Raw genomic sequence first — 18965 nt, forward strand, 5'->3', positions numbered from 1 at the left:
CACGACTGCGGCCGTGAAGCGACGGACCACTGCTCCGAGGGTGATACACCTTCCTCCAGTGAACTCGGTGACCTCCGGACTGTGTGGGTTCCGGACCGTATTCCTCCCGACCGAGTCCGTTCGATCGCCCGATCCCGTCGAATCCCTTAGCCGAAGATGGGGGTCCGAAAACCGTGCTGACTCGACGGGTGTTCCGCTATAGAGCGATACCACCTCCCCGGTTGACGACGAGAGACGTCCTCCCCGATCCGTGTGCAAATATATCAATATTTCAATATCTTCAAGTGCCGCTCGGTGATTCGTTCACTCGCAATGCGTCCTGAACTATCCCGGCGAGAAACGGTCGAAACGGCTGCACTGCTTGCGCTCGGCGGCCAGTTCGGCATCGGTGCCGTGGCCGCGGACGACGGGCGCGACGCGGACGACGAACACGGCGACGAGGGGGGTGCAAGCCTCAATCGATTCGCGACGACGATCATCGGCGCGGAGATCACGGGCATGTTCGTTACGGAGCGGGGGGAGTTCTTCTTCAACGTCCAGCACCCGGACGCGAACCTCGACGGGGAGAACGAGCCCGGTATCGTGGGCGTGGTCAACGGCGTGAACATGAACCGCCTCCCCGAGGACTTCCCGAGCGTCCAGATCCCGGAGGGCGACGACCACGATTACGCCGACGGCGGCGACGGGAACGCCGAGCCATACGACGCCCGCGTGCGGACGGCGCTCGGGAGCTACCAGACGCTCGCTCGAGGGGGCGATCCGACGGACGACGGGGAGGAGCTCGGGTCGGTATACACGCCGGACGACGAGTACCTCACCGGCCGGATCAACCCGGACTTCAACGGCTTCGTCCGGTCGAGCGAGGACGACGACGAGGGGTACCTGTTCACCAACTGGGAGCACCGCCCGGGGACCATGAGCCGGCTCCGCCTGAAGCGACGAGGCAGCGGTCGCTGGGACGTGCTCGGTCTGGAGAACGTCGACTTCTCCGACGTCGAGGGGACCTGGGTCAACTGCTTCGGGACCGTCTCGCCGTGGGGGACTCCGCTCACCTCCGAAGAGAACTACTCCGTTCCCGACACGCCCGTCTGGAACGAGCCCGGCAACGACGACGTGGAGCGTCTCGCCCGTCACCTCGGACACGAGGACCTCGAGGAGAACTACCCGAACCCGTACCGGTACGGGTACGTCGTCGAGATCACGGACCCCGAGGAGGATCCGACGCCCGAGAAACGGTTCGCCATCGGGCGATCGACCCACGAGAACGCGGTGGTCATGCCCGACGAACGAACCGTCTACGCCACCTCCGACGGGACGGCACGCGGGTTCTACAAGTTCATCGCCGACGAACCGGGCGACCTCTCCTCGGGCACCCTCTCTGCCGCGAAGGTAGCCCAGCAGGGCCCGATCGGCGGCGATCCGGCGGACGTGAGCTTCTCGCTGGAGTGGATCGAACTCGGCCACGCGAGCGACGACGAGATCGAATCGTGGATCGAGGAGTACGACGACGTCACCCGGGCCGACTTCGTCGAGGGCGAGGACACCTACGACGCGAACAGCTACATCACCACGGCCGAGATGGACGCCTGGGCGAACGGAAACGCGGACGACGACCGCGTCGCGTTCCTCCAGTCCCGCCAGGCCGCACGGCGAGTGGGCGCCACCGCCGAGTTCCGCAAGATGGAAGGCATCAACGTCCGCCGGAACGCGGAGCCGGGCGAGGACTACGCCTACGTCGCGATGTCGAACACGAACGCCACGATGGGCGACGACGAGGGCGACATCCGGCTCGACGGGGACGAGTGGGGCGCAGTCTATCGGATGAAGCTCGAAGAGCGGGGCGAGAACGGTGCGGCCCACGACTACGACGTCCGGTCGATGGAGCCGGTCGTGGTGGGCGGCCGGAACGCCAACATCTGCGGCGGCTGCCCGATGGACGCCCGTCCGGACTCCGCCAGCGAGGTCTGCCGGGACTGCCAGTTCAACCCGACCAATGAGAGCGAGGACGGGGCAGTCGGTCGGGGGATGGAGGCGATCGAGACCGTCTTCACGCGGGAGAACTGGGGCGCCGACGCCGCGGAGACGACGATCGCCGAACCGGACAACATCGTGGTGATGGACGACGGTCGCGTCGTGATCGGCGAGGACACCGGAAACATGGGCCACGAGAACAACATGATCTGGATATACGATCCGGGGACTGACGGGAGCCGTGGCCGTGGTCGCGGAAACGACTGACGCCGCGATCGGGGCCGTCGTCGCGCCGACCGACGCCGCCGACGTCCCTTCCCGACGGTCGTAGTTGCCGTGCTGCTGAACGTTGAAGGTGCATTCAGTGGCTCGGACCCGTCAGCATCGACGGCGTTCGCCACGACCCGTGCGGATCGGCGAGGGCCGTGTCGACGTCGCGGTTCAACGAAGCCGATCGAATCCGAGCGCCTCCCGGTCGGCGGAGAAACGGTTTTCCCCTGCCCCTGCGCCGGTGGACGTGTGCAGCCGAGTCGTCGGACCGTGCTCGCCGTGCTCCTGGCGGCGATGCTAGCGCTCACGGCGTTCGTGCTCGCGGGCGTGCTCGCCACCGTCGTGTTCGCCGTGACCGTCGCGTACGTGCTCTACCCCCTCCGACAGGAACTGCGGGCCCGGGGGTGCTCGGATCGGCTCGCGGCGCTCGCGGCGACTGCCGCGGCGTTCCTCGGCGTCGTCGCGCTCGCGGCGCCGCTCGGCTTCGTGCTCTACCGGCGCCGCTCGGAGTTCGTCGACTTCCTGCGTTCGGTCCCGCCGGGGATCCCGGTCGAACTCGGCGGGTTCTCCCTCGTCGTCGAGACGGCGCCGCTGCTCGACGCCGCCGTCGACGCGGTCCGCGCGCTGGCGGCGTCGACGGCCGCCGCCGCGCCGGTGTTCGCGCTCAAACTGCTCCTGTTCGTCCTGCTCGTCTACGGGCTGTTGTACGCGCCGGGGTCGCCCCGCGCGGCGCTGCTCCGGCTCTGTCCCGACGAGTACCACGACGTGCTGTTCGCGCTCCACCGCCGGACCGCACACACGCTCCGGGCGATCTACGTCCTCCAGGCGGCCACGGCGCTCGGGACGTTCGTCGTCGCGTTCGTCCTCTTCTGGCTGCTCGGCTACGGTTCGCCGTTCGCGCTGGCCGTCGTCGCGGGCGTGCTCCAGTTCGTCCCGGTGCTCGGCCCGAGCGCCGTCGTCGCCGGCCTCGCCGCGATGGATCTCGTCGCGGGCGAGGCGCTCCGGGCCGCGACGGTGCTCGTCCTCGGCCTCTTCCTCGTCGGCTTCGCCCCCGACGCGATCATCCGTCCCCGACTGGCCGGCGGCACGACCGACCTCCCGGTGTCGGTGTACTTCGTCGGCTTCGTCGGCGGCCTGCTCACGCTCGGCGCCATCGGCTTCGTGCTCGGCCCGCTCGTGGTCGCGCTGCTCGCCGAGGTGGTGAGCCTCCTCTCGGAGGGTCCCGTCTCCGAGGGGACCGCACCCTCGAACCGGCCCGCGGGCGAGGCGTCCGACCCGACGGCGGGCGAGTCGGTCGACGTCCCCCCCGACGGGAGCGCGCCCGGACCCGGGACCCCGCCCTCGGGCGCCGTCGACGTCACGGACTCGACGGACGGCTGATCCCGCTACGACCCGGTCTCCATCGCCCCGCCGCGCGCCTCCCACTCGGTGAGGCTCCCCTCGTAGAACGCGAGGTCCCCGTAGCCGAGGTGCCGGAGCACGAGGTACGTGTGGCTGATGCGCCGGGCCGTGTTGCAGTAGAGCAGGATTCGCTTCCCGGGGACGATGCCGCGGTCGGCGAGGGTCGCCTCCTGCTCGTCGCGGGGCTTCAGTCCGCGGGACTCGGCGTCCACCAGCTCCATCCAGTCGAGCTGGACGGCGCCGGGGAGGTGGCCCTCCTCGTACTCCCACGGCTCGCGGGTGTCGACGACGACGGTGTCGGGGTCCTCGAGCGCCGCCTCCACCGCCGCGAAGTCGACGAGCGGCGAGTCCGCGGGCTCGCGCGGCTCGTACTCGGTCGCCTCGGGCTCGACCGGCTCGGTCGTCACCTCGCGCTGGCGGCTCCACGCGGAGTAGTCGCCGTCGAGCAGGTGGAGCTTCGCGGGGTCGTGTCCGTACAGCTCCGCAGTGACGAGAAAGCGTGCCGCGAACACGCCGTGGGTGTCGTCGTAGGCGACGACCTCGTCGTCCGCGTCGACGCCGGCCGACGAGAGCAGGTCGGCCCACCGATCGGCGCCGGGCAGCATCCCCTCGTCGCCGTCGGCGCTCCGGAACTCCCCGAACGGGATGGAGACGGCGCCGGGGAGGTGGCCGATGCCCTCGTACTCCCAGGCGTCGCGGACGTCCACCACCCGCACGTCGTCGAGTCGCTCGGCGAGCCAGTCGGCCGAGACGAATGCGTCCATACGGGCCGTTTCGGCCGGGAGGGGAAAAGCGCCGCCGCACCGGCGAACCCGGACGGGCGTCGGAAACGGGGGCAACGTTTTCCGGATGCCCCGGGCCGTCCCCGACCGTCGCCGGTCGCTCCCCGGACGCCCTCCCCGTGGTGTCGGGTCGACGAGACGTCCCCCCGTCGCCGGCCGCGAGGAAGGGGCAACATGATCCTGTATATGGGATGAAAGGCCGGACATGCCGCGGCTACGGGTATTATGCTCCGGGGGGTCGTACGGGAGAGACGCAATGACAGATTACGCCAAGGACGTGCTCGTGTCGGCGGACTGGGTGGAGGACCACCTCGACGAGTTCCAGTCGGACGACCCCGAGTACCGGCTGGTGGAGGTCGACGTGGACACCGAGGCCTACGGCACGGGCCACGCGCCCGGTGCCATCGGCTTCAACTGGGAGACCCAGTTGCAGGACCAGACGCGACGCGACCTCCTGACGAAGGAGGACTTCGAGGAGCTGAACGCCTCCCACGGCATCAGCGACGACTCCACGGTCGTGCTGTACGGCGACTCCTCGAACTGGTTCGCGGCCTACACCTACTGGCAGTACAAGTACTACGGCCACGACGACGTGCGCCTGCTCGACGGCGGCCGCGACTACTGGCTGGAGAACGACTACCCGCTCACCGAGGATGTGCCGGAGTTCCCCGAGACGACCTACGAGGCCGAGGAGCCCGACGAGTCCATTCGGGCGTACCGCCAGCAGGTCGAGGACGCCATCGACGCCGGCGTGCCGCTCGTCGACGTGCGCTCGCCCGAGGAGTTCCGCGGCGAGATCCTCGCGCCCCCGGGCCTGCAGGAGACCGCCCAGCGCGGCGGCCACATCCCCGGCGCCCGCAACATCTCGTGGGCGTCGACGGTGAACGAGGACGGGACGTTCAAGAGCGCCGACGAACTGCAGGAACTCTACGAGGAGGTCGTCGAGTCGGGCGACGACGAGATCGTCGCCTACTGCCGCATCGGCGAGCGCTCCTCGATCGCCTGGTTCGCGCTCCACGAACTGCTCGGCGAGGACCAGACCGTCAACTACGACGGCTCCTGGACCGAGTGGGGCAACCTCGTCGGCGCGCCCGTGGAGAAGGGCGAGGCCGAGCACTAGCGCGACACGACCGAGGCGCCGTCCTCGAGTTCGATTTCTTTCGCGGACCGTTCGGCTAGTACGTGGACCGGTTCGGCCGTCGCGGGATACCGTTCCGGAAAGCTCCTGCGGCTGTCGACTTCTGGGTCGGAGTCGTCGTCGCGGCGCATGCTCCGAAAGCCCCCGCGGCTGTCGGCTCGGGGACCGCAACTGTGCTCCTCGCCTCGGTCGCGCCGCTCCCTCGGCCGCGGTGCTCGTCCCTCGCGCGCGTCCGGCGGGCACTACCCGGGACCTGCGGTCCCGTGCGGTCACCCTCGCTCGCACGCTCGCGTGACCGAGGCGCGGCCGCCGCGCGCCACTGCGGATGACTCACCCTCGACACCGAGGCGGACACTTTGACCCGCCAGCGGCCGACCGGCGGTCGGGGATCTGCGACGATGACGGGCCAGCCTGTGCCGACGTTCACCCCAGCACGAACGCCGCGATGCGGGGCGTCAGGAACGCCTCGACGAACGAGGCGACGACGAGAACCAGCGCGAGGCCGACGAGCACCATCGTCGCGCGGCGGAGTTCGGCGGCCACGGCGGCCGCGTCCGCGCGCCCCCGGAGCCCCCGCCAGCCGACGGCGCCGAGGTGGAGGCCGAGTCCGCCGGCGACGGCGACGGCCGGGAGTTCGAGGACGCCGTGGGGCGCGACGAGCGCGAGGAACGCGACCCGGTCGAACACGCCCGCGAGTGCGCCGATCAGGGCGCCGTTGAACAGCAGCGAGGCGGCCGCCGGGACGCCGATCGCCAGCCCGCCGAACGCGGTGCCCGCCGAGACGAGCCAGTTGTTCGCCGCGATGTTGACGAACGGGCCGACCGGCACCGCGCCGAACACCAGCCCCACGTCCTCGGGCGGCGGGACCGAGACGCCCGTCGGCGCCGTGAGCGCGTACCCGCCCGCCGCGCCCGCGGCGACGAACAGCGCCCCGAGGACGTTCGCGGCCGGGTGCCCCCGGACGAACCGCCCGAGCTCGCGCACGCCGCCGCCCAGCCCGGTCCGGATGCGGGTCCGGACCGGCCGACGCTCCCGCGCGGGGAGCCCCCGCCCGGCGTACAGCGCCGTGGCGAACGTGTCGAGGACGGGCGCGACCGCGAGCGAGAGCACCGGCGCGCCGGCCCGCCCGGCGCCGGCGACGTTCAGCAGGGCCACGAGGGTCGAGACGCCGACGTAGACGCCGGCGGCGACGAACGCGAAGGCGCCCGTCGCGATCGGGCGTCGGCGGACGAAGCCGGCGCTCCGGCGGACGGCCGTCGACGCGCCCGCGTCGTCGACGACGACGGCCGGCCTCGCGAACGCGAGCAGGAGCGTCACGACCAGGAGCACCAGCAGTCCCCCGAGTCCGAGCACCCCGCCGACGACGAGGCCCGGGAGCCCCCCGACGGCGATCCCCGCGACGACGGGGACGCCCACGGCCGGGACGACGACGCCGACGCGGACGAGCAACAGGCCGAGGTACGACCGCCACCGGCCCGCCGCGGCGACGCCGTCCTCCAGCGGCGGCCGGCCGTCGAGCGCCGCCCAGAGGGTGCCGTAGGCCACGGCGCTCGCGACCGCCCGCGCGAGCGCGCCGACGAGCAGGGCGGCGAGGACGCCGGCGAGGAGGAGCAGTCCGACCTCCGGGAGGAGGACGCCCTCGATCGCCGACCCGAGTTCGGGCGAGACCGCCCCCTCCGGGCCGCCGAACTCGCCGCCGCCGCCGTCGCTGCCGTCCCGGACGACGGCTGCTTCGTCAGCCAGCGCCTCGACGAGCGGTTCGACGCGCCCGGCCGAGTCGAGCAGGACGACCGCGCCGGCGAGGGCGACGAGGAACGGGACGCGCGCGACGGGGAGGACTGCCACCCCGAGGAGGTACGCGGACACGACGGAGAGGGGATGGTCCGCGAGCACGCGGCCCGCGGCGGTGAGCGCCCCCGAGACGGAGGGGGACCGGTCGGTGGACATGTCCCTCCCGTCACGTCCCTGCCACCTAACCCTGCCGTCGTGGCCGCCGCGCCGAGGCGCTCGTCTCCGGGGGTTTCAAGCGCGCCACCGCCGTACCCCGTACCATGGACGCCGACACCTTTCTCTCGGACCTGCGTGCCGACAACGAGACGCCCCTCTCGCGGCTCGGCTCCTCGAAGTCGCTGTACGCCCTGACGGGCGGCGAGATGACCGCCGACGCGGTCCGCGAGGCCGCCGCCGCGGAGGCCGACGCGGCCGCCGACCGGTTCGAGGCCTGGAGCGCCGACGAGGCGAGCGGCGACGCGGCGGCCCTGTTCGGGTCGGTCGCGGAGGACGCCCGCGACCACCGGGAGGCGGTCGCGCCGGAGGGGTTCGACCCGGACGGGACCCGCGAGTTCCCGGAGTACGACGCCCTCGCCGGCCTGAAATCGACGCCGGCCCGCGCGGGCGGCCTGCTGGCCCGCTGCGTGCTCGCGGACGCCCGCGTGGGCCAGATGGTCGGCTTCTTCGTCGGCAGCGCCGACCCGAGGGCGGCCGACGACTTCCGGTCGCTCCGGGGCGACGTCTCGGACCGCCTCGACGACGCGGCCGATCTGCTCGACGCCGTCTGCGAGAACGACGGGGAGTGGGCCGAGGCGCGGGAGGCGGCCGACGCCGTGCTCGAGGCGGCCTACGACGACTACGTCGAGACGCTGGAGGGGATGGGCGTGAAGCCGAAGAACGTCTGTTAGGGCTCGCCCGCCCGGAACGCTCGCGGATCGACCCCCGGCTCAGACGCCGGGAACGGTCTCCCGGTAGGCGTTGATCCGCTCCACGGCGTCGTCGACGTGCTCTCGCCCCTCCTCGTCCAGTTCCTCGCCGAGTTCGCGGACGACGTGCGTGTGCCGGTCGAGCCACCCGTGGTCCGGGCCGCTCTCGCGGCTCGCTGCGTCCGCGAAGCGCTGTGACTGTTCGGCGAGTTTCTCCCGGGTTTCCCCCTCGGCGGTCTCGGCTGCCCGTCGGAGGTGGCCGCTGGCCTCCTCGAGTTCCTCTCGACTCATGCACGGTGGTTCTTCCCCGAGCGACAAAACCGTACGGACTCGTTCGTGGTTGTGACACGCGGTTCGGACGGCGGACGGTGGTGGCCTCGAAAGCCCCGCGTGAGCCACGCACGAGCGGCCGCGCGGGGCGCGGCCGACTCCGGACTCCGGCGAGGGTTTATCGGTGATACCGGGACCAGACCCCCCGTGACGTGACCGACGTCGCGGGGCGAAGCGCGGTTGCGCGGCACACCGCCCCGCCAGCGGGTCCCGGAGGGCTCGCGGCCGCTGCCCGGTCGGACGCCGGCAAACTGGCCACCCGTGCCGCCTGCAAGCACCCCAACCGCGTCCGTCAAGTGACTCGGGCACCTGACTCCGTCAATGAGCGAATCGCAGGGTCCGCTGTCGCCGGACCGCCCCGGGCTCGACCGTCCCCTCCGCGTCGACGCCCCGTTCGACCCGGCCGGCGACCAGCCCGAGGCCATCGAGCGGCTCGTGGACGGCTACCGGCAGGGGATGGACGAACAGACCTTGCTCGGAGTGACCGGGTCCGGTAAGACGAACACCGTCTCGTGGGTCGCCGAGCAGCTCGACCGACCGATGCTGGTGCTCGCGCACAACAAGACCCTCGCCGCACAGCTGTACGAGGAGTTCAAGACCCTCTTCCCCGACAACGCCGTCGAGTACTTCGTCTCCTACTACGACTACTACCAGCCGGAGGCGTACGTCGAGCAGACGGACACCTTCATCGACAAGGAGATGTCGCTCAACGAGGAGATCGACCGGCTGCGCCACTCGGCGACCCGGTCGCTTCTCACCCGGGACGACGTCATCGTCGTCGCCTCCGTCTCGGCCATCTACGGGCTCGGCGACCCGGCCAACTACCGGGAGATGTCGCTCGAACTCGCGGTCGGCGAGGGGATCGGCCGCGACGACCTGCTCGCGCGGCTGGTCGACCTGAACTACGAGCGCAACGACGTCGACTTCCAGCAGGGCACGTTCCGCGTCCGGGGTGACACCGTGGAGATCTTCCCGATGTACGGCCGCTACGCCGTGCGGGTCGAACTCTGGGGCGACGAGATCGACCGCATGACGAAGGTCGACCCGATGCAGGGCGAGGTCGTCTCCCAGGAGCCGGCCGTGATGATCCACCCCGCGGAGCACTACTCCATCCCCCAGCAGCGGCTGGAGACGGCGGTCGAGGAGATCGAGGACCTGATGGAGAAGCGCGTGCGCCACTTCGAGCGGAACGGCGACCTCGTCGCCGCCCAGCGCATCGAGGAGCGCACCACCTTCGACTTGGAGATGCTCCAGGAGGCCGGCTACTGCTCGGGCATCGAGAACTACTCGGTCCACCTCTCGAACCGCGAGTCGGGCGAGGCGCCCTACACCCTCCTCGACTACTTCCCGGACGACTTCCTCACGGTGATCGACGAGTCACACCAGACCATCCCGCAGATCAAGGGTCAGTTCGCGGGCGACAAGTCCCGGAAGGACTCGCTCGTCGAGAACGGCTTCCGGCTCCCCACGGCCTACGACAACCGTCCGCTCACCTTCGAGGAGTTCGAGGAGAAGACCGACCGAACCCTCTACGTGAGCGCGACGCCGGGCGAGTACGAGCGCGAGCACTCGGAGCGAGTGGTCGAACAGATCGTCCGCCCGACCCACCTCGTCGACCCGGAGGTCGAGGTCACGTCCGCGACGGGGCAGGTGGACGACCTCATGGACCGCATCGACGGCCGCATCGAGCGCGGCGAGCGCACGCTCGTCACCACGCTCACCAAGCGGATGGCCGAGGACCTCACCGAGTACCTCGAGGAGGCCGGCGTCGACGTCGCGTACATGCACGACGAGACCGACACGCTCGAACGCCACGAACTCGTCCGGTCGCTCCGCCTCGGCGACATCGACGTGCTCGTCGGCATCAACCTCCTCCGGGAGGGACTCGACATCCCCGAGGTGAGCCTCGTCGCCATCCTCGACGCCGACCAGGAGGGCTTCCTCCGCTCGGAGACGACGCTCGTCCAGACGATGGGCCGTGCGGCACGGAACGTCAACGGCGAGGTCGTCCTGTACGCGGACGAGACGACCGACTCCATGTCGGCCGCCATCGAGGAGACGCAACGCCGTCGCCGCATCCAGCGCGAGTTCAACGAGGAGCACGGCTACGAGCCAAGGACGATCGAGAAGGAGATCGGCGAGACGAACCTCCCGGGGTCGAAGACGGACACCTCCGGAATCGCGGGCAGCGACGTCGCCGACGAGGAGGAGGCGGGGGCCCGCATCCGGGCGCTCGAAGAGCGGATGCAGGAGGCCGCGAACAACCTCGAGTTCGAACTCGCGGCCGACATCCGCGACCGGGTGCAGGAACTCCGACGGGAGTTCGAACTGGAACGCGAGGACGAGGGCGTCGCGCCGCCGGAGGCGGGCGTCGAGGACGCCGAGTTCTGACAGGGCGGCGACGCGCCCGAGCGGAGCCTCAGTCTGCCGTTCCCACGCCCGACACGGCGTTCGCGGCCCGCCGGAGCATCCCGTTGTCCGTCGAGTACCGGAAGTACGCACAGAGGCCGACCGCCGCGACGACGTTCGAGACGGTGACCGCCCAGAACGGTCCGAGCGCGCCGTAGCCGAACCCGAACGCGAGGATCGCCGCGACGGGGACGCGCACCGTCCAGTACTGCAGCATCGTGGAGTACATCGAGATCCTCGTCTTGCCGGCGCCGTTGAAGCCGGCCTCGACGGTGTAGATGGCGCCGAGCGCCCAGTAGCCCAGCGCGAGGATCTGCAGGTACGCGATCGTGTACTCGAGCGTCTGCCCCGAGATGCCCGGGACGAACACCTCCGCGAGGAGGCCGGGGACGAACCACTGGACGACCCCGAGGACGCCGACGCCGACCGCGCCGACCCCCACGCCGAGCCACGTCGCCCGCGTGGCCCGGTCGGGGCGCTGTGCGCCGAGGTTCTGCCCCACCAGCGTCGTCCCGGCGGAGCCGACCGCCCCCGCCGGAACGAAGGCGACGGTGGAGATGCGCGCGCCGACGGTGTAGGCCGCGAGCGCGGCGCCCCCGCCCGTCACGGAGATGACGGCGACCATGACGAGGCGGGCGACCTGCCGGGCCGCCCCCTGCCCGGCCTTGGGGGCGCCGACGTCGACCAGTTCGCGGAACTCGTCCGCGTCGAGGCCGACGGCGGCACGGGTCATGTGGAATCCGCCGCGGTTCGAGACGGCGACGGCGAGCGCGATGGCCAGTCCGACCGCGTACGCGATGAGGGTGGCGTAGGCGGCGCCCGCGATGCCGTAGGCGTCGAAGCGCCACCAGCCGAACATGAGGAACGGGTCGAGGACGACGTTCACGACGACGGCGACGAGGTTCACGACGAGCGGCGTCCGGGAGTCGCCCGATCCCACGAACGCGGCCTCCATCGCGTCGCTCATGCCGCTGACGGTGAAGGAGAACACCATCGTTCCGAGGTAGATCGCGGCGAGGACGGCCACCTCCCCCTCGGGGTTGAACAGTCGGGTGACGTCGAGCGCGAAGACGTTGACCAGGGTCGCGAGCGACGCCCCGACCACGCCGGCGCCGACGAGCCCGTGGAACGCGGCCCGGCGCGCCCCCGCCACGTCGCCGCGCCCGACGCGCTGGGAGACGACGATCTGGCTCCCCAGGAACACGGCCATCGTCCCGGCGCCGAACAGGCCCAGAACCGGCATGACGAGCCCGACGGCCGCGACCGCGTCCCCGCCGAGCCGGCCGATCCAGAACACGTCGATCACCTGCTGGGCGACCAGCGCGAGCTGCTGGGCGACGATCGGTATCGAGAGGTAGGCGAGCGCTCTCCCCAGCGAGCCCTCGGTGATGTCCTCCGACGAGACGTCGAGCATCCGGTATCATTCGTGACTCCAGCACCATCAATAAATCAGTGTCGATACGTGCCACACTTTAGGAAGTTCACATTTGCTGCTGTCATGTCCCGGTGGCTCGACCTTCCGGCGCCGACGATCGAGTCGGCGGTCTTCGGGGCGTCCGGCCACGCTCGACGCCCGGCCACCCCGGACATCCGCACCCTTTTGCCGCAGGCCACGAAGTGATTCGTATGAGCAGTCGGCGCCGCAAGCCTGACTGGCTGAAGATGCGCCCGCCCGCGGGCCAGCGCTTCACCGACATCAAGTCGACCCTCCGCGAGCACGACCTCCACACAGTGTGTGAGGAGGCCAACTGCCCGAACCTGGGGGAGTGCTGGTCGGGAGGCGAGGGCCCCGGCTCCGGCCCGGGCACGGCGACGTTCATGCTGATGGGCGACCGGTGCTCGCGCGGCTGCAACTTCTGTGACGTGGAGACCGGCGGGATGGAGCCGCTCGACCCCGACGAGCCGGCGAACGTCGCGAAGGCGGTCGCCGAGATCGGCCTCGAGTACGTCGTGCTCACCTCCGTCGACCGGGACGACCTCGCGGACGGCGGCAGCGCTCACTTCGCCGAGACCGTTCGGGAGATCAAGCGGCGCGACCCGGGGACGCTCGTCGAGGTGCTCGTCCCGGACTTCGGCGGCGACGAGGCCGCGGTTCGCCGCATCGTCGAGGCCGAACCGGACGTGATCGCGCACAACGTCGAGACGGTCGAGCGCCTGCAGTGGCCGGTCCGCGACCGGCGGGCGAACTACGGCCAGACGCTCGACGTGCTCGAACAGGTGAGCCTGGAGTCGGACGTCTATACCAAGACGAGCGTGATGCTCGGCCTCGGCGAGTACGACCACGAGGTGTACCGGACGCTGCGGGACCTGCGGGAGGCCGACGTGGACATCGTCACCCTCGGCCAGTACCTCCAGCCGTCCCGCTCGCACCTCGACGTGTTCGAGTACGTCCACCCGGACGTCTTCGAGACGTGGCGCCGGGTCGCGGAGTCGGAACTCGGGTTCCTCTACTGTGCCTCCGGGCCGATGGTCCGCTCCTCGTACAAGGCCGGCGAGTTCTTCGTCGAGGCGCTGGTCCGCGAGGGCCGGAGCGTCGAGGAGGCGCGGGCGCACGCCCGCGCCGCGAGCGGCGATTGACGAGTCTTCCGGCGTCCATCCGACCCGCGTCCGCTCCCGCTTCTCACGTCCGGTTCGCTCCCGCTCGCCCCCCTGCGCCTCCTCCCGCTCGCTCTCATCCATCGTTTGTCAAAAATCAGGCGGGATTTCTCACCGTCGGTCGACGAGGCGGCGCTCCGACCGCCCAGAACTTTACACCGTGTGATTTTCGCGCCCTACGATGGACAGGTCGGCGTGCCGAGGCAGTATTTCTGCCCACAGTAAACTATTTACGAAAACACTATTGCGAGGGCGGGCAAGGTTTCTCGTATGCGAAGGAGGGCACCGTGAGTACGCTCGAGCGCGACCCCCGCGAGAGCATGGTCCAGGTCCTCGACGAGGACGGGAGCGTCGTCGGAGACGTCCCCGACGTCGGCGACGACGAACTCGTCGAGATGTACCACAACATGAAGCTCGCCCGGCACTTCGACACGCGGGCCGTCTCCCTCCAGCGGCAGGGCCGCATGGGGACGTATCCGCCCCTGTCGGGCCAGGAGGGCGCCCAGGTCGGCTCCGCGATGGCGCTCGCGGAGGGCGACTGGACGATCCCCTCCTACCGCGAACACGCCGCCAACCTCGTCCGTGGCATGGGTCTCGAACGGACGCTGCGCTACTGGATGGGCGACGAGCGCGGCAACTCGCCGCCGGAGGGCGTCAACGTCTTCACGGCAGCGGTCCCGATCGCCTCCCAGATCCCGCACGCGACGGGGATGGCGTGGGCGGACAAGCTGAAGCACGGCGGCGACCCGGAGAACGCCTACATCTGCTACTTCGGCGACGGCGCGACCTCGGAGGGCGACTTCCATGAGGGGTTGAACTTCGCGGGCGTCTTCGACACGCCGAACGTCTTCTTCTGTAACAACAACCAGTGGGCCATCTCGGTCCCGCGCGAACGACAGACCGCCTCCGAGACGCTCGCCCAGAAGGCCGTCGCGTACGGCTTCGAGGGCGTCCGCGTCGACGGGATGGACCCGCTCGCCGTCTACTCGGTGACGTCCGACGCGCTCGAGAAGGCGAAGTCGCCCGGCGAGGGCGAGCGCCGGCCGACGCTCGTCGAGGCCGTACAGTACCGCTACGGCGCACACACCACCGCCGACGACCCGTCGGTGTACCGGACCGACGAGGAGGTCGAGCGGTGGAAGGCGAAGGACCCGATCCCGCGGCTGGAGGCGTTCCTCCGGAACCAGGGGCTGCTCGACGACGAGCGGGTCGACGCCATCGAGGAGGCCGTCGAGGAGGAGGTCGCGGCCGCCATCGAGGAGGCCGAATCGACCGCCCGCCCCGACCCGAGCACGATGTTCGAGCACGTGTTCGAGGAGGCACCCCCGGACCTGGCCGAGCAGGCCGAGGAGTTCGCGGCGATCCGCGAGAAGTACGGCGACGAGGCGTTCCTCGAGGAGTGACAATGAGCACCCAAGAATCCGAAGCGACGCAGAACCTCACGCTGGTACAGTCGGTCCGGGACGCGCTCGCGACCGAGATGGAACGGGACGACGACGTCCTGGTCATGGGCGAGGACGTCGGCAAGAACGGCGGCGTCTTCCGGGCGACGGAGGGGCTCTGGAAGGAGTTCGGCGAGGACCGCGTCATCGACACGCCGCTCGCCGAGTCGGGCATCATCGGCACGGCCGTCGGCATGGCCGCGATGGGGTTGAAGCCGGTGCCGGAGATCCAGTTCTCCGGGTTCATGTACCCCGGCTTCGACCAGATCGTCTCGCACATGGCGCGTCTGCGCACCCGGTCGCGGAGCCGGTTCACCCTCCCGATGGTGCTGCGGGCGCCCTACGGCGGCGGCATCCGCGCGCCGGAACACCACTCGGAGTCGAAGGAGGCGTTCTACGCTCACGAGGCCGGGCTGAAGGTGGTCATCCCCTCGACGCCGTACGACACGAAGGGGCTGCTCACCTCGGCCATCCGCGACCCGGACCCGGTCGTCTTCCTCGAGCCGAAGCTCATCTACCGCGCGTTCCGGGGCGACGTGCCCGAGGGGGACTACGAGGTGCCCATCGGCGAGGCGTCGGTCCGCCGCGAGGGGAGCGACGTGTCGGTGTTCACCTACGGCGCGATGACCCGGCCGAGCCTGGAGGCCGCCGAGGAGCTCGCCGAGGAGGGCGTCGACGCCGAGGTCGTCGACCTCCGGACCGTCTCGCCGATGGACCGCGAGGCCATCGTCGAGTCGTTCAAGAAGACCGGCCGCGCGTGCGTCGTCCACGAGGCGCCAAAGACCGGCGGGCTGGCGGGCGAGATCACCGCCACCCTGCAGGAGGAGGCGCTGCTGTACCAGGAGGCGCCGATACAGCGCGTGACGGGCTACGACGTGCCGTACCCGCTGTACGCGATGGAGGACTACTACATGCCCAACGCGGCCCGCGTGGCCGAGGGAATCAAGGACGCCGTGGAGTTCTGAGATGGCGACGAAGGAGTTCAAACTCCCCGACGTCGGCGAGGGCGTCGCCGAGGGGGAGCTGGTAAACTGGCTCGTCGCGCCCGGCGACGCGGTCTCGGAGGACCAGCCGGTCGCCGAGGTCGAGACGGACAAGGCGCTCGTCGAGGTGCCGAGCCCGTACGACGGCACCGTGAAGGAACTGCTCGCCGAGGAGGGCGAGATAGTGCCCGTAGGGGAGGTCATCATCACGTTCACCGTCGGCGACGACGGCGACGCCGCCGGGGCGGGCGAGGAACCCGAGGAGGCGGAACCGGCCGCGGAGCCGGACTCGGAGGGTGAGACCGCCCCCGAATCGGTGCCGGAAGCCGAGGCGGAGGAGACGGCGCCGGCCGAGACCGACGCCCCCGAACCGACCGAGGGCCGCGTGTTCGCGCCGCCGTCGGCCCGTCGCCTCGCGCGGGAACTCGGCGTGGACGTCGCGGCGGTCGACGGCAGCGGCCCGGGCGGCCGCGTCACCGACGCCGACGTGCGCGCCCACGTCGAGTCCGGCGGGACGGCCGACGCGGCCGACGCCGACGCGGAGGCCGAGTCCGCGGGGCCCAAGGACGTCGACGTTGGGTCGTCCGAACCGGCCGCGACGCCCCGCGACACCGACGGTGCGGCGGGTGGAACGAGCGCGGGCGACGGGGCCGCGTCCGCCGCCTCGACGTCGCCGGCGGGGCGCGAGCGAACCCTCGCGGCGCCCGCGACCCGGCGGGCCGCCGAGGAGGCGGGCGTCGACCTGGACGACGTGCCGACCGACGAGACGCGCGAGGGCGAGGCGTTCGTCACGGCCGAGCAGGTGCAGCAGTACGCCGACGCGGTGACGGCCGCGAAGGAGGCCGATGCGGGCGCTGCAGGCGCCGCGGACGCGACGGCCGGTGCCGGCGCCGCTGCCGGCGAAGGGGCCGCGGCCGGCGGCGACGAGACGGTGCCGTACCGCGGCGTCCGCCGGACCATCGGGAGGCAGATGGAGGAGTCGAAGTACACCGCGCCGCACGTCTCCCACCACGACACGGCCGTCATCGACGACCTCGTGGAGGCGCGTGCGGAGCTGAAGGAGCGCGCCGCCGAGCGGGACGTGAAGCTCACCTACCTCCCGTTCGTGATGAAGGCGCTCGTGGCCGGGCTGAAGGAGTTCCCGTACCTCAACTCCGAGCTCCGGGAGGACGACGAGGAGATCGTCCTGAAGAAGGAGTACAACGTGGGCGTCGCGGTCGCCACCGACGCCGGACTGATGGTGCCGGTGGTGAAGGACGTGGACGGGAAATCGCTGCTCGAACTCGCCGAGGAGGTCACCGACTTCGCGGACAGGGCGCGGGAGCGGAAGCTCTCCCGCTCGGAGATGCAGGGCGGGACGTTCACCGTCACGAACTTCGGCGCCGTCGGCGGCGAGTACGCCACGCCGATCATCAACTACCCCGAGACGGCGATCATGGGGCTGGGCGCCATCGAGCAGCGCCCCGTCGTGGAGGACGGCGAGGTCGTGGCCGCCCACACGCTCCCGCTCTCGCTGTCGATCGACCACCGCGTCATCGACGGCGCGGTCGCCGCGCGGTTCACGAACTACGTGATGGAGTATCTGGAGAACCCGCAGCTCTTATTGCTGGAGTAACCGGTTTCTGCTTCCGTTAGTTGTTCTCCTCTTCATCTCTCTCCTTCCGTCCTCGATAGTACCGTAGTGACGACCGCGAAAGCCCACGCGGCCCCTTTCAGTCCCACCCTGCCTCGCCCTCCCCAGCCTCCTGCGATGCTCGCTCGCTCCACTCGCTGCGCTTCTCGTCCCTCGCACGCGTCCGGCTGACACTACCCGGGACCGAAGGTCCCGTGAGATCACCCTCGCTCGCGTGATCGAAGGTCAGCCGGCACGTGCCACCGCGGTGTCACTACGTTTCCCACCGCGAGGGAGGGAGGCGGGGCGAAGCCCCGCCGACCGAGCGAGCGGCCTTTTGGCACCGACGAGCAAAGCTCGTCTTGCGGCCAGAAACCGTCGGTTTCTGGCAGCATTACGGGAAATCTTCGATCTCCCGTCAGCAGTGGGATTCCGGAGGAATCCCACAGCATGAACGGGTTTTGCCGGGGGTCGACGAGCGAGCGCGCCTCCGGCGCGCGAGCGAGGACGCCCCCGGCAAAAGAGGTTCGTTCAGAATCCCTCGACGTGCGGCCGGAGGTCCAGTTCCAGCGTCCACGCGCTCCGGTCCTGCTCCACGAGCCGCCAGTACGTCTCGGCGATGGCGTCGGGGTCGAGGTACTCGTCGGCGTCGTCCGACGCGCCGGGCGGGCGGATGCCGCCGTCGACGACGACGTGCGCGACGTGGATCCCGTCGGGCCCGAGTTCGCGCGCCATCGACTCCGCGAGGCCGCGCGACCCGAACTTCGCCATCGAGAAGCCGACCGCGCCCTTCCGCCCGCGGACGGACGTGGTCGCGCCCGTGAAGATGATCGTTCCGCCGTCGCCGTCGCCGGTTCCGCCGGGATTCGCCCGGCTCTCCGGGGCGCTCCGCGCCTCGCCGAGCATGTCCCGCACCGCCTCCCGCGAGCAGAGGAACCCCGCCCGCGGGCCGACCTCGTACGCCCGGTCGAACGCCTCGCGGTCGGTCTCCAGCAGCCCGGTCCACGATGCGACGCTCGCGTTGTTCACCAGCACGTCCACCGGGCCCAGTTCGTCCCGGACCGTCTCGAACGCCGCCTCGATCTCGTCGGGTTCGGAGAGGTCCGTCGGCACGGCGACCGCCTCGGTCGGGAGGTCGTCGGAGAGGTCGCGGAGGAAGCCCCCGCTGCGGGCGAGCAGCGCGAGCCGACAGCCCTCGTCCGCGAACGTCCGCGCGATCGACTCCCCGAGGCCGGGCCCGACGCCGGCGATGACAGCCGTCTGCATGGTCGTTCGGTGGCGCGCGGACGGCAAAGCCGTTCGGGCGCTCGCGACCCGTGCCCGGTCGCGCTCGAAC

Annotated in this window: 15 protein-coding genes; 9 read left to right on the plus strand and 6 right to left on the minus strand. The window is 70.7% G+C overall.

The window, feature by feature from the left end; translation table 11 throughout:
- Positions 1-312 precede the first annotated feature (312 nt).
- Both HUG12_RS03890 and HUG12_RS03895 read left to right on the plus strand, forming a co-directional pair.
- Complete coding sequence (locus HUG12_RS03890) at positions 313-2238, plus strand: alkaline phosphatase PhoX (protein WP_179267512.1); 1926 nt, start codon at positions 313-315, stop codon at positions 2236-2238.
- A 297-nt stretch (positions 2239-2535) separates the two neighbouring features.
- A complete protein-coding gene (locus HUG12_RS03895; protein ID WP_394354281.1) occupies positions 2536-3621 on the plus strand; it encodes an AI-2E family transporter in 1086 nt (361 codons plus the stop codon).
- A 5-nt stretch (positions 3622-3626) separates the two neighbouring features.
- Here the strand turns inward: HUG12_RS03895 and HUG12_RS03900 are convergent, their stop codons facing one another.
- Positions 3627-4406, minus strand: a complete 780-nt coding sequence (locus HUG12_RS03900) for a sulfurtransferase (RefSeq protein ID WP_179267514.1) — start codon at positions 4404-4406, stop codon at positions 3627-3629.
- A 274-nt stretch (positions 4407-4680) separates the two neighbouring features.
- Between HUG12_RS03900 and HUG12_RS03905 the strand changes: the two genes are divergently transcribed.
- Entirely contained in the window at positions 4681-5544 is an 864-nt protein-coding gene (locus HUG12_RS03905; protein ID WP_179267515.1) for a sulfurtransferase, read from the plus strand.
- On the opposite strand, the gene HUG12_RS03910 is transcribed toward HUG12_RS03905, so the two are convergent.
- Positions 5541-5693: a hypothetical protein gene (locus tag HUG12_RS03910; protein WP_179267516.1), complete on the minus strand. Its 153-nt coding sequence runs from the start codon at positions 5691-5693 to the stop codon at positions 5541-5543. The two genes, HUG12_RS03905 and HUG12_RS03910, sit on opposite strands and share 4 nt — an antisense overlap.
- A 292-nt stretch (positions 5694-5985) precedes the next feature.
- Positions 5986-7509 (minus strand): stage II sporulation protein M, encoded by a 1524-nt coding sequence (locus HUG12_RS03915; protein ID WP_179267517.1) that lies wholly within the window; start codon positions 7507-7509, stop codon positions 5986-5988.
- 104 nt (positions 7510-7613) lie between these two features.
- On the opposite strand from HUG12_RS03915, the gene HUG12_RS03920 reads away from it, so the two are divergent.
- A complete protein-coding gene (locus HUG12_RS03920; protein ID WP_179267518.1) occupies positions 7614-8240 on the plus strand; it encodes a transcription antitermination protein in 627 nt (208 codons plus the stop codon).
- A gap of 39 nt (positions 8241-8279) precedes the next feature.
- Here HUG12_RS03920 and HUG12_RS03925 read toward each other — a convergent pair whose 3' ends face one another.
- Positions 8280-8549, minus strand: coding sequence for a DUF7553 family protein (locus HUG12_RS03925; RefSeq protein WP_179267519.1), 270 nt, complete (start codon positions 8547-8549; stop codon positions 8280-8282).
- Positions 8550-8909: 360 nt separating this feature from the next.
- Between HUG12_RS03925 and uvrB the strand changes: the two genes are divergently transcribed.
- Positions 8910-10979 carry an excinuclease ABC subunit UvrB gene (gene uvrB, locus HUG12_RS03930; RefSeq protein ID WP_179267520.1) on the plus strand — a complete coding sequence of 690 codons (2070 nt, stop codon included), beginning with the start codon at positions 8910-8912 and terminating at the stop codon, positions 10977-10979.
- 28 nt (positions 10980-11007) lie between these two features.
- Here uvrB and HUG12_RS03935 read toward each other — a convergent pair whose 3' ends face one another.
- Positions 11008-12411, minus strand: coding sequence for an MATE family efflux transporter (locus tag HUG12_RS03935; protein WP_179267521.1), 1404 nt, complete (start codon positions 12409-12411; stop codon positions 11008-11010).
- Positions 12412-12623: 212 nt separating this feature from the next.
- Between HUG12_RS03935 and lipA the strand changes: the two genes are divergently transcribed.
- From lipA to HUG12_RS03955, 4 genes are all read left to right on the plus strand, one after another.
- Positions 12624-13574 carry a lipoyl synthase gene (gene lipA, locus HUG12_RS03940; RefSeq protein WP_179267522.1) on the plus strand — a complete coding sequence of 317 codons (951 nt, stop codon included), beginning with the start codon at positions 12624-12626 and terminating at the stop codon, positions 13572-13574.
- A 305-nt stretch (positions 13575-13879) separates the two neighbouring features.
- Positions 13880-14995: a pyruvate dehydrogenase (acetyl-transferring) E1 component subunit alpha gene (pdhA, locus tag HUG12_RS03945; RefSeq protein ID WP_179267523.1), complete on the plus strand. Its 1116-nt coding sequence runs from the start codon at positions 13880-13882 to the stop codon at positions 14993-14995.
- Positions 14996-14997: 2 nt separating this feature from the next.
- Positions 14998-15999 carry an alpha-ketoacid dehydrogenase subunit beta gene (locus HUG12_RS03950; protein ID WP_179267524.1) on the plus strand — a complete coding sequence of 334 codons (1002 nt, stop codon included), beginning with the start codon at positions 14998-15000 and terminating at the stop codon, positions 15997-15999.
- Between the two features lies 1 nt (position 16000).
- Positions 16001-17632 carry a dihydrolipoamide acetyltransferase family protein gene (locus HUG12_RS03955; RefSeq protein ID WP_179267525.1) on the plus strand — a complete coding sequence of 544 codons (1632 nt, stop codon included), beginning with the start codon at positions 16001-16003 and terminating at the stop codon, positions 17630-17632.
- Between the two features lie 528 nt (positions 17633-18160).
- On the opposite strand, the gene HUG12_RS03960 is transcribed toward HUG12_RS03955, so the two are convergent.
- On the minus strand, positions 18161-18895 hold the full coding sequence (locus HUG12_RS03960; protein ID WP_179267526.1) for an SDR family NAD(P)-dependent oxidoreductase: 735 nt from the start codon (positions 18893-18895) through the stop codon (positions 18161-18163).
- Positions 18896-18965 lie beyond the last annotated feature (70 nt).

Origin of the sequence: Halorarum salinum (assembly GCF_013402875.1) — an archaeon.
Lineage (GTDB): Archaea > Halobacteriota > Halobacteria > Halobacteriales > Haloferacaceae > Halorarum > Halorarum salinum.

Excerpts from the sequence above, each read along its gene's own strand:
- HUG12_RS03895 (WP_394354281.1), top strand. The coding sequence starts at position 2,536 with ATGCTAGCGCTCACGGCGTTCGTGCTCGCGGGCGTGCTCGCCACCGTC.
- HUG12_RS03890 (WP_179267512.1), top strand. The coding sequence starts at position 313 with ATGCGTCCTGAACTATCCCGGCGAGAAACGGTCGAAACGGCTGCACTG.
- HUG12_RS03960 (WP_179267526.1), bottom strand. The coding sequence starts at position 18,895 with ATGCAGACGGCTGTCATCGCCGGCGTCGGGCCCGGCCTCGGGGAGTCG.
- lipA (WP_179267522.1), top strand. The coding sequence starts at position 12,624 with ATGAGCAGTCGGCGCCGCAAGCCTGACTGGCTGAAGATGCGCCCGCCC.
- HUG12_RS03925 (WP_179267519.1), bottom strand. The coding sequence starts at position 8,549 with ATGAGTCGAGAGGAACTCGAGGAGGCCAGCGGCCACCTCCGACGGGCA.
- HUG12_RS03955 (WP_179267525.1), top strand. The coding sequence starts at position 16,001 with ATGGCGACGAAGGAGTTCAAACTCCCCGACGTCGGCGAGGGCGTCGCC.
- HUG12_RS03910 (WP_179267516.1), bottom strand. The coding sequence starts at position 5,693 with ATGCGCCGCGACGACGACTCCGACCCAGAAGTCGACAGCCGCAGGAGC.
- HUG12_RS03920 (WP_179267518.1), top strand. The coding sequence starts at position 7,614 with ATGGACGCCGACACCTTTCTCTCGGACCTGCGTGCCGACAACGAGACG.
- uvrB (WP_179267520.1), top strand. The coding sequence starts at position 8,910 with ATGAGCGAATCGCAGGGTCCGCTGTCGCCGGACCGCCCCGGGCTCGAC.
- HUG12_RS03950 (WP_179267524.1), top strand. The coding sequence starts at position 14,998 with ATGAGCACCCAAGAATCCGAAGCGACGCAGAACCTCACGCTGGTACAG.
- HUG12_RS03905 (WP_179267515.1), top strand. The coding sequence starts at position 4,681 with ATGACAGATTACGCCAAGGACGTGCTCGTGTCGGCGGACTGGGTGGAG.
- HUG12_RS03935 (WP_179267521.1), bottom strand. The coding sequence starts at position 12,411 with ATGCTCGACGTCTCGTCGGAGGACATCACCGAGGGCTCGCTGGGGAGA.
- HUG12_RS03915 (WP_179267517.1), bottom strand. The coding sequence starts at position 7,509 with ATGTCCACCGACCGGTCCCCCTCCGTCTCGGGGGCGCTCACCGCCGCG.
- HUG12_RS03900 (WP_179267514.1), bottom strand. The coding sequence starts at position 4,406 with ATGGACGCATTCGTCTCGGCCGACTGGCTCGCCGAGCGACTCGACGAC.